This window comes from Phreatobacter sp. (assembly GCF_027532945.1).
Lineage (GTDB): Bacteria > Pseudomonadota > Alphaproteobacteria > Rhizobiales > Phreatobacteraceae > Phreatobacter.
On the sequence record NZ_JAPZTZ010000023.1, the window covers coordinates 24,968 to 38,869 of the forward strand.

The 13,902-nt window shown below is 69.5% G+C and carries 13 protein-coding genes and 1 tRNA gene; 11 read left to right on the forward strand and 3 right to left on the reverse strand.

The annotated features are described in order from the left end of the window. Nucleotide 1 precedes the first annotated feature (1 nt). Nucleotides 2-1,078, forward strand: coding sequence for a class I SAM-dependent methyltransferase (locus tag O9344_RS16770; RefSeq protein ID WP_298479916.1), 1,077 nt, complete (start codon nt 2-4; stop codon nt 1,076-1,078). Between the two features lie 31 nt (nt 1,079-1,109). On the opposite strand, the gene lepA is transcribed toward O9344_RS16770, so the two are convergent. Continuing rightward, complete coding sequence (lepA, locus tag O9344_RS16775) at nt 1,110-2,915, reverse strand: translation elongation factor 4 (RefSeq protein WP_298479919.1); 1,806 nt, start codon at nt 2,913-2,915, stop codon at nt 1,110-1,112. Nucleotides 2,916-3,078: 163 nt separating this feature from the next. Between lepA and O9344_RS16780 the strand changes: the two genes are divergently transcribed. After that, nucleotides 3,079-3,576, forward strand: a complete 498-nt coding sequence (locus tag O9344_RS16780; protein WP_298479922.1) for a universal stress protein — start codon at nt 3,079-3,081, stop codon at nt 3,574-3,576. A gap of 6 nt (nt 3,577-3,582) precedes the next feature. Here O9344_RS16780 and O9344_RS16785 read toward each other — a convergent pair whose 3' ends face one another. Beyond that, complete coding sequence (locus O9344_RS16785; protein WP_298479925.1) at nt 3,583-4,926, reverse strand: hydrolase; 1,344 nt, start codon at nt 4,924-4,926, stop codon at nt 3,583-3,585. A 172-nt stretch (nt 4,927-5,098) separates the two neighbouring features. Here O9344_RS16785 and O9344_RS16790 point away from each other — a divergent pair, with 172 nt between their 5' ends. From O9344_RS16790 to O9344_RS16830, 9 genes are all read left to right on the forward strand, one after another. Further along, nucleotides 5,099-5,659, forward strand: coding sequence for a NifU family protein (locus tag O9344_RS16790; RefSeq protein WP_298479928.1), 561 nt, complete (start codon nt 5,099-5,101; stop codon nt 5,657-5,659). 62 nt (nt 5,660-5,721) lie between these two features. After that, nucleotides 5,722-6,402 carry a tRNA (adenosine(37)-N6)-threonylcarbamoyltransferase complex dimerization subunit type 1 TsaB gene (tsaB, locus tag O9344_RS16795; protein WP_298479931.1) on the forward strand — a complete coding sequence of 227 codons (681 nt, stop codon included), beginning with the start codon at nt 5,722-5,724 and terminating at the stop codon, nt 6,400-6,402. Then, complete coding sequence (locus tag O9344_RS16800) at nt 6,399-6,902, forward strand: GNAT family N-acetyltransferase (RefSeq protein WP_298479934.1); 504 nt, start codon at nt 6,399-6,401, stop codon at nt 6,900-6,902. Before tsaB ends, O9344_RS16800 begins: the two co-directional genes overlap by 4 nt. A 167-nt stretch (nt 6,903-7,069) precedes the next feature. Beyond that, nucleotides 7,070-9,598, forward strand: a complete 2,529-nt coding sequence (locus O9344_RS16805) for a PAS domain-containing sensor histidine kinase (RefSeq protein ID WP_298479937.1) — start codon at nt 7,070-7,072, stop codon at nt 9,596-9,598. Beyond that, nucleotides 9,595-11,103 (forward strand): tRNA (adenosine(37)-N6)-threonylcarbamoyltransferase complex ATPase subunit type 1 TsaE, encoded by a 1,509-nt coding sequence (gene tsaE / locus O9344_RS16810; RefSeq protein ID WP_298479940.1) that lies wholly within the window; start codon nt 9,595-9,597, stop codon nt 11,101-11,103. The genes O9344_RS16805 and tsaE overlap by 4 nt, the downstream gene beginning before the upstream one ends. Continuing rightward, on the forward strand, nt 11,100-11,813 hold the full coding sequence (locus O9344_RS16815) for a nucleotidyltransferase family protein (RefSeq protein ID WP_363321949.1): 714 nt from the start codon (nt 11,100-11,102) through the stop codon (nt 11,811-11,813). Before tsaE ends, O9344_RS16815 begins: the two co-directional genes overlap by 4 nt. An 85-nt stretch (nt 11,814-11,898) precedes the next feature. After that, nucleotides 11,899-12,309, forward strand: a complete 411-nt coding sequence (gene rbfA, locus O9344_RS16820) for a 30S ribosome-binding factor RbfA (protein WP_298479943.1) — start codon at nt 11,899-11,901, stop codon at nt 12,307-12,309. Further along, nucleotides 12,306-13,229: a tRNA pseudouridine(55) synthase TruB gene (truB, locus tag O9344_RS16825; RefSeq protein ID WP_298479946.1), complete on the forward strand. Its 924-nt coding sequence runs from the start codon at nt 12,306-12,308 to the stop codon at nt 13,227-13,229. Before rbfA ends, truB begins: the two co-directional genes overlap by 4 nt. A gap of 71 nt (nt 13,230-13,300) precedes the next feature. Next, nucleotides 13,301-13,385, forward strand: a tRNA-Leu gene (locus O9344_RS16830). Nucleotides 13,386-13,576: 191 nt separating this feature from the next. Here the strand turns inward: O9344_RS16830 and O9344_RS16835 are convergent. Beyond that, nucleotides 13,577-13,879, reverse strand: a complete 303-nt coding sequence (locus O9344_RS16835; protein ID WP_298479949.1) for a PilZ domain-containing protein — start codon at nt 13,877-13,879, stop codon at nt 13,577-13,579. Nucleotides 13,880-13,902: the final 23 nt, after the last annotated feature.

A 13,902-nucleotide genomic window follows, 5' to 3' on the forward strand; every position in this document is an offset into this window, starting at 1 on the left:
CATGACTTCGTCGACGCCTGCGTCATCGCGACCCCAACTGGGACTGAGGCCCGCCTCTCTCGCCACACGCTGGACGCGGGTGCTCTATGAGGGCCTGGTCTACGGCGCCGCCTATGCCATCCCCACCTTCTTCGCGACGAGCCCGAAGCGGGTGGATCCCGAATGGATCTGGCACTTCTGCACCTGCGACCGGACCGCTATCGAGCAGGGCTTTGTCGATCACTGGCCGCCCGCGCCGTTCCGCCGGCGGATCATCAAGGGTTTCCTCGACCAGACCCATGCCGAGGGCATCGAGTATCACTACGACGTCTCGAACGCGTTCTACGCGCTGTTCCTCGACCGCGACTACATGTTCTACACCTGCGCCGACTTCAACGCCCCGACCGACACGATCGAGGATGCGCAGCGGAACAAGGCCAATCACATCCTGGGCCTGCTCGACCCGCGGCCCGGCGAGAAGATCATCGAACTCGGCTGCGGCTGGGGCGGGATGCTCAAGCATATCAGTGCGGCCATCGGCGACGGCAGCAACCTGTCGGGCCTGACCCTGTCACGCGACCAGGTGGACTACATCCGCACCCATCTCGGCTTTTCCGTCGCGCTCGCCGATCTCATCACCCATGATTACGGGACCGAGACCTACGACAAGATCTATGCGATCGGCGCCCTGGAACATGTGCGGCCGGACAGCATCCTGCCGCTGTTCCAGCGCCTCCATGCCGCGCTGAAGCCGGGCGGCCGCATGGTGCAGCACTTCTTCTCGCTCAACGGCACCGACCCCGTGCCGCCGTCGATGCTCGGAGCCCAGGCCTATTTCCCGGGATCGATCCTGTCGCTGCATAGCGACATCCGCGCCAAGGCGGAACGCGCCGGTTTCCGCATCGCCCACGATTCCGCGCATGACTACCGGCCAACCCTGCGCGCCTGGTTCGACCGGCTGGTCGAGAACCGCGACCAGGCCGAGGCCCTGGTCGGGCATCACGTGGTGAACAAGTATTTCGTCTATTTCGCCATGTCTTGGCGGTTCTTCGACCTCAAGCAGTCAACGCTGCACCGTCTCGTGCTGATGAAGGACTGAAGGGTCGGGCCGCCGCGACAGGCGACCCGCCTCACGCGTCCATCTTGAGCGCGGCGATGAAGGCTTCCTGCGGGATGTCGACCTTGCCGAACTGGCGCATCTTCTTCTTGCCCTCCTTCTGCTTGTCCAGAAGCTTGCGCTTGCGGGAGATGTCGCCGCCGTAGCACTTGGCGGTGACGTCCTTGCGCAGGGCCGAGATGGTCTCGCGGGCGATGACCTTGGCGCCGATCGAGGCCTGGATCGGGATCTTGAAGAGGTGCTGCGGGATGAGGTCCTTCAGCTTCTCGCACATGGCGCGGCCGCGGCTCTCGGCGCGGTTGCGGTGGACGAGCATGGAGAGGGCGTCGACCGGTTCGCCATTGACCAGGAGCGACATCTTCACGAGGTCGCCCTCGCGATAGTCGGTGATCTGGTAGTCGAAGGAGGCATAGCCCTTCGAGATCGACTTCAGCCGGTCGTAGAAGTCGAAGACCACCTCGTTGAGCGGCAGGTCATAGGTGACCATGGCGCGCGAGCCGACATAGGTCAGGTCGATCTGCACACCGCGGCGGTCCTGGCAGAGCTTCAGCACCGAGCCGAGATAGTCGTCCGGCGTCATAATCTTGGCGCGGATCCACGGCTCCGAGATGATCTCGATCTTCATCGGATCGGGCATGTCGGCCGGGTTGTGCAGCTCGATCAGCGTGCCGTCGCGCTGGAGGATCTGGTAGACGACCGAGGGCGCGGTGGCGATGAGGTCGAGGTTGAACTCGCGCTCCAGCCGCTCCTGGATGATCTCGAGGTGGAGGAGCCCGAGGAAGCCGCAGCGGAAGCCGAAGCCAAGCGCCGCCGAACTCTCCATCTCGAACGAGAAGCTGGCGTCGTTGAGGCGCAGCTTGCCCATGGCGGCACGCAGGTCCTCGAAATCGGCGGCGTCCTGGGGGAAGAGGCCGCAGAAGACCACGGGCTGGGCCGGCTTGAAACCCGGCAGGGCCGCGGCGGTCGGCTTCTTCTCGTCGGTGATCGTGTCGCCGACGCGGGTATCGGCGACCTCCTTGATGGACGCGGTGATGAAGCCGACCTCGCCGGGGCCAAGATCCGTCACGTCGCGCATCTTCGGCGTGAAGACGCCGATCTTGTCGATGTCGTAGACGGCGTCCGTGCCCATCATCTTGATGCGCTGGCCCTTCTTCATCGTGCCGTCGATGACGCGCACGAGGACGACGACGCCGAGATAGGGGTCGTACCAGCTATCGACCAGCATCGCCTTGAGCGGCGCGGCCTTGTCGCCCTTCGGCGCGGGCAGGCGCTGGACGATGGCCTCCAGCACGGCGGGAATGTTGAGGCCGGTCTTGGCCGAGACCTCGACGGCATCCGACGCGTCGAGGCCGATGACATCTTCGATCTGCTGCTTGACGCGCTCCGGCTCGGCGGCGGGCAGGTCGATCTTGTTCAGCACCGGCACGATCTCGTGGCCGGCATCGAGCGCCTGATAGACATTGGCCAGCGTCTGGGCCTCGACGCCCTGGGAGGCGTCGACGACGAGGATCGAGCCCTCGCAGGCGGCCAGCGAACGCGACACCTCATAGGCGAAGTCGACGTGGCCAGGCGTGTCCATGAGGTTCAGGACATAGGTCTTGCCATCGCTCGCGGTGTAGTCAAGGCGCACCGTCTGCGCCTTGATGGTGATGCCGCGCTCTTTCTCGATGTCCATGTTGTCGAGGACCTGTTCGGTCATCTCGCGTTCGGACAGGCCGCCGGTGACCTGGATGAGGCGGTCGGCGAGCGTCGATTTGCCGTGGTCGATATGGGCCACGATCGAGAAGTTGCGGATGAGGTCGAGCGGCGTGTCGGTCATGTGCTGGCACATAGCAGCCCACCCCCATCTTTCCAAGGATTGCGACGCGATGCCACCGCGTTGTGATGCCGGAACGCGCCATCGCCGCCCCGCGCCGGCCGCTTGCCAAGGCTGCGGCGGGGGTGCGACATAGCGCCGTTGCGGTGCGCAGGAGAGGCCCCGAATGACCCGCAAGCGCGAAGCCTACCAGTCCGGCCACACCCCGAAATTCATGGTGGTGGTGGACGAGACAGCCGAATGCGACCGCGCCATCGTGTTCGCCGCCCGCCGTGCCGCCCGCACCGGCCACCGTCTGCTCATGCTCGCCGTGATCGAGCCGAAGGTGGGCGACGGACAGGCGCTTTTCGGCGTCGCCGATGTGATGCGCGCTGAGGCCCACGCGGACGCACGCGCCAAGCTCGACGCCGCCGCCGACCGGACGATGACCCTGGTCGGCGTGGAGCCGGAACTCGTCGTCCGCGAGGGCAAGCTCAGCGAAGCGATCCTCGCCCAGATCGAGGAGGACCCGGACGTCGCCATCCTCGTGCTCGCTGCCGGCACGGGGAAGGACGGGCCGGGACCGCTGGTCTCCAGCCTCGCCCGCACCGCCGGCTCCTATCCGATCCCCGTCGCCATCGTGCCGGGCCAGCTCTCCGACGAAGAGATCGAGGCGCTCGCCTGATCGCCCTCACCAGGTCAGTTCGGCAATCGCAATGCGGTTTTCGGCCGTGCTCCAGGCCCGCGCCACGACGCGCTCCTCGTTGAACAGGCCGGCGACCGGCCGGCCGATCTCGGAGGCGGGCAGGCGCAGCGTCGTCGCCGCGTCGGTGGCGACGCCTTTGGTGACATCGCCCGGCTCGCGGCCGTCGAGCAGAACCACGTCGCGGGGAATGCCGAAATAGCCGCGCGGACGGGTCATCTGCACGACGGCGCCGGCGGCGCGGTCGGCATCGGTCAGCGGCCGGGCCGGGCGCAGGTGGACCACCGCCGACGAGCGCGGGAAGGGCGAGCGGTAGATGTGGGTGACGGGCGCGCCCGGCGCGGCAAGGACGAATTCCAGCGCATCGGTCGGGCGGACGATGGCCGGGCCCCAGCGGCCGTCGGCTGCTGTGGTCACGTCGAGGATCGCCTCGCCGCGGCGCTCACCGGTGGCCGAATCGACCCGGAAGACGGTGAGTTTCGCGCCCTCCACCCCGCGATTGGTCGGCACGCCGCCGGGATTGCCGGTGACGAGTCCGGAAAGCCGCACCTCCGCCTCGGCCGGCACGGCGAGTGTCTGCGGCTCGGTGCCGGCGATGAAGCGGTGGATCTCGCGGAAGGCGCGGGGGTGGAAGGCGACCTCGCGGTGGTCGAGCTGTCCGAGGGCGATGTTGGTCGCGCCCCGCAGGGTCGGTCCCTCCGCATCGATGCCGGTGGCAACCCCCGGCCGGCCGACGAAGCGGCCGTCGGCTTGCGCGAACTTGTCGTTGCCGTCGCTGCGGAGCGTCAGGAAGGCCGTACCCTCCACCACGTCGCTGTCGCGGCGGTTGAGCATGGTCAGGAAGGGGCCGCGGCCATTGAACTCGCTGCCGGGATTGGCGTCCCAGGCGAAGACGCCGCGGTTGGGCGTGCCACAGAGCACGGCATGGCTGACCTTGGGCGCGCCGCCAGCCTCGACGACGAAGTTGCGCACGGCATTGCCGCCGCGCGAGCTCGCCACCAGGGCGAGACGGGTCGCGCCGGTGCGGGCGAGCAGGGCATCGACCGCGGCGGTGAGTTCGCGCAGCTGATCGGCCGTGCCGGAGCGGCCGGCCTGGGCCACCGCATCGTCGTTGCGCGACAGCGGATCGGTGAAGTTGAGGGCGTGGAGGCGATCGGACGGCCAGCCATTCGCCTCGAAGCGCCAGAGCGTCGTCATCCAGAGCGCGGCATGGTCGCCATTGCCATGGACGAAGAGGATCGGCGTCGCCGGGCGCGGCTGGGCGCGCGCCGGCAGGATGGCGGCAGCGGCAAGGGTGGTCCCCGTCACGAGGATCTGGCGGCGTGTAGGCATGGTGTTTCTCCCGGGGGAATACAGACTGGTGGAGGCGGAGGTTTCGTCAACCCGGCCGTGCGGCCGCTTTGCAGTTGACGTGAGGCGCGCGGATCGCCACATCATTGAGAGGATCAGTTTTTTGAATCATTCCAATCGGCCCGGCCTTGAACCGGCGTACGGGGAGAGCAGCATGTTCATCCAGACCGAAGCCACGCCCAATCCCGCGACCCTGAAGTTCCTGCCCGGCCGCACGGTGCTGCCCGAGGGCACGCTGCACATGCCGAACCTGGATGCCGCGCGCCAGTCGCCGCTTGCCGAGAAGCTCTTCGCCATCGACGGCGTCGCGGGTGTCTTCTACGGCAATGATTTCATCACTGTGACGAAGGGCTCGGCCGAATGGCCGCACCTCAAGCCGGCGATCCTCGGCGCGATCATGGAGCATTTCATGTCGGGCCAGCCGCTGGTCCGCAGCGACAGCGCCCCGGCGGCCGAGGAAGATGCGGAGTTCTTCGATCCCGCCGACGCCGGCACGGTCGATACGATCAAGGAGCTGCTGGAGACCCGGGTGCGCCCGGCAGTGGCTGCCGACGGCGGCGACATCACCTTCCGCGGCTACAAGGACGGGATCGTCTATCTCGCCATGCAGGGCTCCTGCTCGGGCTGCCCGTCCTCGACCGCGACGCTGAAGCACGGCATCCAGAACCTGATGCGCCACTTCCTCCCCGACGTGCGCGAGGTCCAGGCCATCTGACGCAGCAGCTTCAGCCGCAAGTCGGCCTTCACCGGCGCGGCGCGAGGGTGTAGCACCGCCGCATGCTGGTCCTCGCCCTCGACACGGCCCTGGGAGCCTGTTCGGTCGCCGTTCTCGACGCCGACCGCGACGTGATCCTCGCCTCCGCCTCGGAGGCGATGGAGCGCGGCCATGCCGAGCGCCTGATCCCGCTCATTGCGGAGACCTGTGCGGCGGCGGGGATCGCGCCGCGCGACTGCCGTCGCTTCGTCGCCACCACCGGACCCGGCAGCTTCACCGGCCTGCGCGTCGCACTGTCCGCCGCCCGCGCCATGGCGCTGGCCGCCGGTGGTGAGGCGGTCGGACTATCGACCCTTGCCGTGCTGGCCGAGCCCCACCTGACCGCCCGCGAACAGCTCGCCGTGCTGGCCGCCATCGATGCCCGCCACAGCCATGTCTATGCGGCGCTCCTGGGCGCTGATCGCAGCATCCTGCAAGCGCCGGCCTATCTGCCGCGCGAGCAGGCGGCAGTGCTCGCCGCGGCGGCCGGCCCCGTGGCCCTCGTCGGCCCGGGCACGGAGGCGGTGATGGAGGCCTGGCCCGCAGATGCCGCTCCGCCCGCGCTGTGCGACAGCCGCGCCGCGCCCGACATCACCGTTCTCGCCCGGCTCGGCGCTGCGGTGGACCCGGCGCTCGCCCCCTGCCGGCCGCTCTACCTCAAGGCCGTCGACGCCAAGACCAGCGCGGAGGCGCGCCGCCCGTGACCTCGATCTACGATGTCGGCCTCTGGTGGTGGCCGCGCCCCGAACCGGTGGTGGGGCCGGCCGAGCGCGCCGATTGCGACGAGCTGGCGACCATCCACGCCGGCGCCTTCCATCGCGGCTGGGGCGCCGAGGACATCGCCGCCATGCTCATCGAGCGCAATGTCCTCGCCCATGTCATCCGGCGCCGGCCCACCGCGCCGCCGGCCGGCTTCATCCTCAGCCGCATCGCCGCCGACGAGGCGGAGATCCTCACCGTCGCGGTGTCGACGCGGCTGCGCGGGCGCGGCTACGGCGCCCGGCTGCTCAAGGCCCATATCCCCGACCTGATGCGCGCCGGGGTCCGCACCCTCTTCCTCGAGGTGGAGGTCGGCAACACCCCCGCCATCCGGCTCTACGAGCGTTCCGGCTTCGTCACGATCGGTCGCCGCAAGGGGTATTACCGCACCGAGGCGGGCACCACCGAGGCCATCACCATGCGGCGCGATCTGCCGGCGCTGTGACGCATCGGAAGAGCGCGCGCGATTTTCCTCGCGCCGTTCTCGTTCTGGACTCTTAAACGCAGAGTCATCGCGAGGGTATGGTGGACGTGATTCGCGGTGCGGGCGGCACCATCGCGGATCGCTCCCAAGGGCAAGAGGTGCCGAACCGCGGACGACAAGGACAGGCGATGCCGGGCCTCAGCAGGGTCGAGGACGCATCAGACCAGCCGGGATCATCGGACCGGCGCCTGCCGAAGGGGCTCGCGACGCTGTCCGCCGCCACCGCCGCACTCCTCGGCTCCACCGCGCTCGCCTCCGCCGAGATCGTGGGACCGGCCCTGTCGGAGGTTCTCGGCACCATCCGCGCCCATGAATGGGCGGCGTTCGGGCTCAATGTCGGCGTCGTCGTCTTCGGGGTGGTGACCGCCATCGGCCTGCTGCGCGCGCGGGCCAAAGCCGCCATGGACGCCCAGAGCGCCCGGAGCGAGATCAACGAGCTGCGCCTCGCCCTCGACCGCCTCACCGAGCTGCTCACCCTCGACCCCCATGTCATCGTCGTCTGGGGCGGCGACCGCGACGAGCCCGACATCACCGGCGACGTGACGCTGGTCACCGACCTGCCCTCGCCGCGGCGGGTGCTCGCCTTCGGCGCCTGGCTACCGCCGGAGCCCGCCGCCGAGCTGGAACGCGCCGTCGACGCCCTGCGCCAGTCCGGCACGCCCTTCACCCTCGATCTCGTCAGCCAGGGCGGCCAGCCCATCGAGGCGGAGGGCCGGCCCATCGCCGGACGCGCCGTGCTGCGGCTGCGCCATGTCGGCGGCGCGCGGGCCGAACTCGTGCGCCTGCGCGCCGAACACGATGCCCTGGTGCGCGAGACGGCAGCCGTCCGCTCCTTCCTCGGCAGCCTCGCCCTGCCCGTCTGGCTGCGCGATGCCGATGGGCGGCTCACCTGGGTCAATACCGCCTATGCCGCCGCAACCGATGCCGCCGACGGCGAACAGGCGGTGGCCTCGGGCGCCGAACTCCTCGCCGCCTCCGACCGCAACGAGGCCGCGATAGCCCGCAGCGCCCGCACGCCCTTCGCCCGCCGCGTTGCCGCCGTGGCGGCCGGACAGCGGCGCATCTTCGACGTGGTCGAACGGCCGGCGGGCCTCGGCTCGGCCGGCATGGCAGTGGACGTCACCGAGCTCGAGACCATCCGCTCCGAACTCTCGGTCGAGATGGAGACGCACAAGCGCACCCTCGACCAGCTCGCCACCGCCGTCGCCATTTTCGATGCCGGCAAGCGCCTCGTCTTCAACAACGAGGCCTTCCGCCAGCTCTGGGACCTCGAACCCGCCTTCCTCCACCAGGCACCGACCGACGGCGACATCCTTGACCGGCTGCGCGAGCGGCGGCTGCTCCCGGAGCAGTCGAACTTCCGCGAATGGATGCGGACGCTTCACCAGATCTACGAGGCGGTGGACACCGAGCCGCGCATCCTCGAATGGCCGCTGCCCGACGGGCGCTTCCTGCGCGTGGTGCAGAACCCCGACCCGGCCGGCGGCGTCACCTATGTCTTCGAGGACCTCACCCAGCGCCTGCAGCTGGAGACGCAGGTCCAGGCGCTCGGCCGCGTCCAGCGCGAGACCATCGACAATCTCGATGAGGCGGTGGCCGTGTTCGGCCCCGACGGACGGCTGTCGCTGTCGAACCGCGCCTTCGCGGCGCTCTGGGAGATCAAGGACACCATGCTCGAGGGCCGTCCGGCCATCGACCAGGTGGCGGCCCTCTGCCTGTCCTATGTTCGCGATGCCCGGGTCTGGATGGACATTCGCGGCGCGGTGACGGCCGTCGCCGACGAGCGTCAGCCGCGCTCGGTGCGCATTGAGCGCAACGACGGCTCGGTGATCGACACCCGCACGGCGCCGCTGCCGGGTGGCGCGACGCTGGTGACATTCCGCAACGTCACCGACATGGTCATGGTCGAGCGGGCGCTGACCGAGCGCAACGAGGCGCTGGAATCCGCGGCCAAGCTGCGCAACGACTTCGTCCACCACGTCTCCTACCAGCTGCGCACGCCGCTCACGACCATCATCGGCTTCGCGCAGGTGCTGGACGACCCGGCCATCGGCCCGCTCAACGACAAGCAGCGCGAATATCTCGGCTATATCGGCGCTTCCTCGGCCTCACTCCTGTCTATCATCGACGACGTGCTCGACCTCGCCACCATCGACGCGGGCGTCATGCAGCTCGAACTGTCCGAGGTCGATATCAGGACGGCGATCCAGGCGGCGGTGGACGCCGTGCGCGACCGCATCGCCGAGAACCAGATCCGCCTGGAGACCCGCATCGCCCGCGATATCGGCACATTCCAGGCCGACGCCCAGCGCATCCGCCAGGTGCTGTTCAACCTGCTGACCAATGCCATCGGCTTCTCCGACCGCGGCGGGCTGGTCGTGCTCGACGCGGCGCGCGAGGGCGAGGAGATCGTCTTCAAGGTGCGCGACCAGGGCCGCGGCATCGCTCCCGACATGGTCGGCCGGATGTTCGAGCGCTTCGAGACGCGGACCAGCGGCACCCGCCACCGCGGCGCCGGCCTCGGGCTGTCCATCGTCCAGAGCTTCGTCCACCTGCATCGCGGCCGGATCGAGGTTGAGAGTGCGCCGGGCGCGGGTACGCAGGTCAAGGTGGCGCTGCCCGCCCATCTCGAGGACCTCTCGAAAGCCGCCGAATGACAGACGCCTTCCGCCACGCCCGCATGCTCGCCAACGAGGCCGAGACGCGACAGCTCGCGATGGATCTCGCCATGGCGGTCCAGCCGAACGACGTGGTGACGCTGGAGGGCGATCTCGGCGCCGGCAAGTCCACCCTCGCCCGGGCGCTGATCCGCGCCATAGCCGAGGACGACATGCTGGAGGTGCCGAGCCCGACCTTCGCCATCGTCCAGCCCTACGACCTTGCCCGCCTGCCGGTGGTCCATGCCGACCTTTACCGCCTGACCTCCCCCGACGAGATCGCCGAGATTGGCTGGGACGAGGTCTCCGACCGGGCGCTGCTCATCGTCGAATGGCCCGACCGGCTGGACGGCGCGCTCTCCGGCGACCGCCTGGAGATCATCCTGACGCTGGCGCCGGGGCGTGGCCCCAATGCCCGCAACGCGGTTCTCGTCGGCCATGGCAGCTGGGGTCCGCGGCTGGAGCGCCTCATGGCGCTGCGCGGCTTCCTCGACAATGCCGGCTGGGGCGGCTCGCTGCGCCGCCACCTGCAGGGCGATGCCTCCTCGCGCTCCTACGAGCGCCTGCTCGACGGCCAGCGCCGCGCGGTGCTGATGAACGCGCCGAAGAAGCCCGACGGGCCGGTGGTGAAGAACGGCCTGCCCTACAGCCGCATCGCCCATCTCGCCGAAGACATGGTGCCCTTCGTCGCCATGGCCGAGGGCTTGCGCGACATCGGGCTGTCGACGCCGGAGATCGAGGCGGTGGACCTCGACCAGGGCTTCCTCGTCATCGAGGATCTCGGCCGCGACGGCGTCATCCGTGACGGTGCGCCGATCCCCGAGCGCTACATGGCCGCGGTCGACGTGCTGGCCCTCATCCATGCGCGCCCGCGCCCGGCGCAGCTGGCGACCCCCAAGGGCCCCTATGCCCTCCCCGCCTATGACCGCGACGCGCTGACCATCGAGGTGGAACTGCTCCTCGACTGGTATCTGCCGATGAAGGGCGCCCGCATTCCGGCGAGCGAGAAATATGTCTTCCTGCAGCGCTGGACAGAGCTGTTCGGCGAGGTCGAAAAGGCGCCGCAGACCTGGGTGCTGCGCGACTTCCATTCGCCGAACCTCATCTGGCTGGAGGGCCGCGAGGGCGTCGAACGCGTCGGCCTCATCGACTTCCAGGACGCGGTGATGGGCCCGGCGGCCTATGACGTCGCCTCGCTCCTTCAGGATGCGCGGATCACCGTGCCGGAGGAGCTGGAGCTCCAGCTCCTGTCGCGCTACGCGGCCGCCCGCCGTGCCGCCGATCCCAGCTTCGACATGGCCGCCTTCGCGCGGCTCTACGCCATCATGGGCGCGCAGCGCGCCACCAAGATCCTCGGCATCTTCGCCCGCCTCGACCAGCGCGACGGCAAGCCCCAGTACCTCGCCCACCTGCCGCGCATCTGGGCCTATCTGCAGCGCTGCCTCGCCCATCCCGCGCTGGAGCGGGTGAAGCGCTGGGTCGACGACCGCGTGACGCCGCCGTGACGACAATCGACAGCGCCATGGTGCTGGCCGCCGGTCTCGGCACGCGGATGCGGCCGATCACCGACCGCATCCCCAAGCCCCTCGTGGAGGTCGCCGGCAAGACGCTGCTCGACCATGTGCTGGATCCGCTGGCCGCGGCCGGCGTGACGCGCGCGGTGGTCAATGTCCACCACCTCGCCGACCAGATCGAGCGGGCGGTTCAGGGCCGGAGGCAGCCGGCGGTGACGATCTCCGACGAGCGGGCGCAGATCCTCGATTCCGGCGGCGGGGTGATGCAGGCGCTGGGCGAGCTCGGCGAGACCTTCCTCATCCGCAACGCCGATTCCTTCTGGCGCGACCGCGACAGCTCCAACATCGCCCGGCTGATGGCGGCCTTCGATCCGGCCGTCATGGACACGCTGCTTCTGCTCGCGCCGATGGAGGGTAGCGTCGGTTTCGACGGGCCGGGCGATTTCTTCCGCGACGAGGCCGGTCGGCTCACCCGGCGCGGCCAGGCGGCACGCGCGCCTTTCGCCTATGCCGGCGCAGCGGTGATGCGACGGGAGGATTTCGCCGGGCGAACCGCGGGCGAGATCTTCTCGCTTAACGCGCTGTGGAACGCCTCGCTGGCCAAGGGCCGGCTGTTCGGGCTGGTGCTCGACGGGCTCTGGCTGCATGTCGGCACGCCCGCAGCCATCGGCGAGGCGGAGCGGGCGCTCGCCGCCTTCTGACTTCCCTTTCCGCCCCTGCGGGTGTATGTGCCCGCCTCCCATCCGCTTCCACCCGGTCCGATCCCGGGCGAAGGACGTCACGACCATGGCCAAACGATTCGATACGGGCTCCGGCCCGTCCCAGCGGCAATTGCGCGTCGGCGAGCTCATGCGCCACGGCCTCGCCGAGATCCTGTCCCGCGGCGAGATCCAGGACCCGGTGCTCGAGACCACCATCGTCACGGTGCCGGAGGTCCGCATGTCGCCGGACCTGAAGATCGCCACTTGCTTCGTCATGCCGCTCGGCGGCCAGAACCAGGAGGCGGTGATCCAGGCGCTGGCCCGCAACAAGCGCTACCTGCGCGGCGAGCTCGCCCACCGCACGAACCTGAAATTCGCGCCCGACCTGCGCTTCCGCATCGACACCTCCTTCGAGGAGGGCTCGCGCATTGACCGCCTGCTCGACAGCGAGGCGGTGCAGCGCGACGTGCGCCGCGAGGGCGAGGACGAGGCATGAACCAGCCACGCTCCAAGAAGGTCGATGTCCACGGCTGGGTGGTGCTCGACAAGGATTTCGACATGACCTCGACCCATGCGGTGTCGCAGGTCCGCCGCCTGTTCAACGCCAAGAAGGGCGGCCATGCCGGCACGCTCGACCCGCGCGCCACGGGCCTGCTGCCCATCGCCCTAGGGGAAGCGACCAAGACCGTCCCCTTCGTCATGGACGGCCGCAAGACCTATCGCTTTACCGTCGCCTGGGGCGCCGAGACCGCCACCGACGACACCGAGGGCGAGGTGACGGCCCGTTCCGACACCCGGCCGACGCGCGAGGCGGTGGAAGCGGTGCTGCCGCGCTATACCGGCACGATCATGCAGGTGCCGCCGAAATTCTCCGCCATCAAGGTGGGCGGCGAACGCGCCTATGATCTCGCCCGCGACGGCGAGGAGGTGACGCTGGAGGCCCGTCCCATCACGGTCGAGAGCCTCAAGCTTGTCGCCTTCTCCGCCGAGAGCGCCGCCTTCGAGGCCGAATGCGGCAAGGGCACCTATGTCAGGGCGATTGCCCGCGACATCGGCCGCGACCTCGGCTGTCTCGGCCATGTCACCGAGCTGCGCCGCACCCGCGTCGGCCCCTTCGGCGAGGACGACACCGTGACGCTGGAGGAGCTGCGCGAGCTCGTCGAGGGGCAGATCGCCGACCAGACCCTGGAGGACGCCCTGCTGCCCGTCGAGGCGGCGCTCTCCGAGGTGCCGGAGGTCAAGGTGAACCGCGACGTGGCGGGCCGGCTGCTGCGCGGCCAGAGCTCGATCCTGCGCGGCCGCGATGCGCCGATCGAGGGAACGGTCTGGGCCTCCTGCGGCGGCGACCCCATCGCGCTCTGCGAGGTCGAGGCCGGCGAACTGGTGCCGCGCCGCGTCTTCGTCTTCGGCCCCTGACGGCCACGGGGCGCTTTCCCGACACAGGCACGTTGACGTGCCCCGCCGGGCTCGCTATGAGAGCCGCCTTCGCCCAGATGGCGGAATTGGTAGACGCACTGCTTTCAGGTAGCAGCGCCGCGAGGCGTGGAGGTTCGAGTCCTCTTCTGGGCACCAATTTCACAGCGCCCGCGTGCCACCCGCACGCGGGCGTTTGCTTTTTCAGGCACGTGAATACCAGCCGCGGCGCGGGGTTGAAGGGGTCGCTGAGGGCTCAGCGACGGCCCTGATGAGGCATCTCGCCCCCGGCGGTTTCGCCACCGCCCGTCTCGTCCCGGTCCCGACGACGACCGTCGCGATCGGCGGCGTCAGGGGCCCGGCTCCGGGGCAACGAGGAACCGGACGCCCATGGTGGCGCCGTCGCGCCAGACCACCTCGCAATGGCGCTGGGCCTGGCGGCCGACCGCGAGGCGCAGGAGGAACTCCTCGCCGATCTGATCGGGGTCGCGGGCAATGAGCCGGGCGCCGGTCTGCGAGACGTCCAGAATCGTGCAAGCCGTCTCGACACCGTCCGCGAGGTTCTCGATGCGGGCGCTGTACCGGAGATCCTGCCGCCGGCCGCCGCGCCGACGCTCGCTGATGCTCTGCTTTGCTATTGCGGGATGTCCCACCTCCCGACTGCAACCTAGCGTCA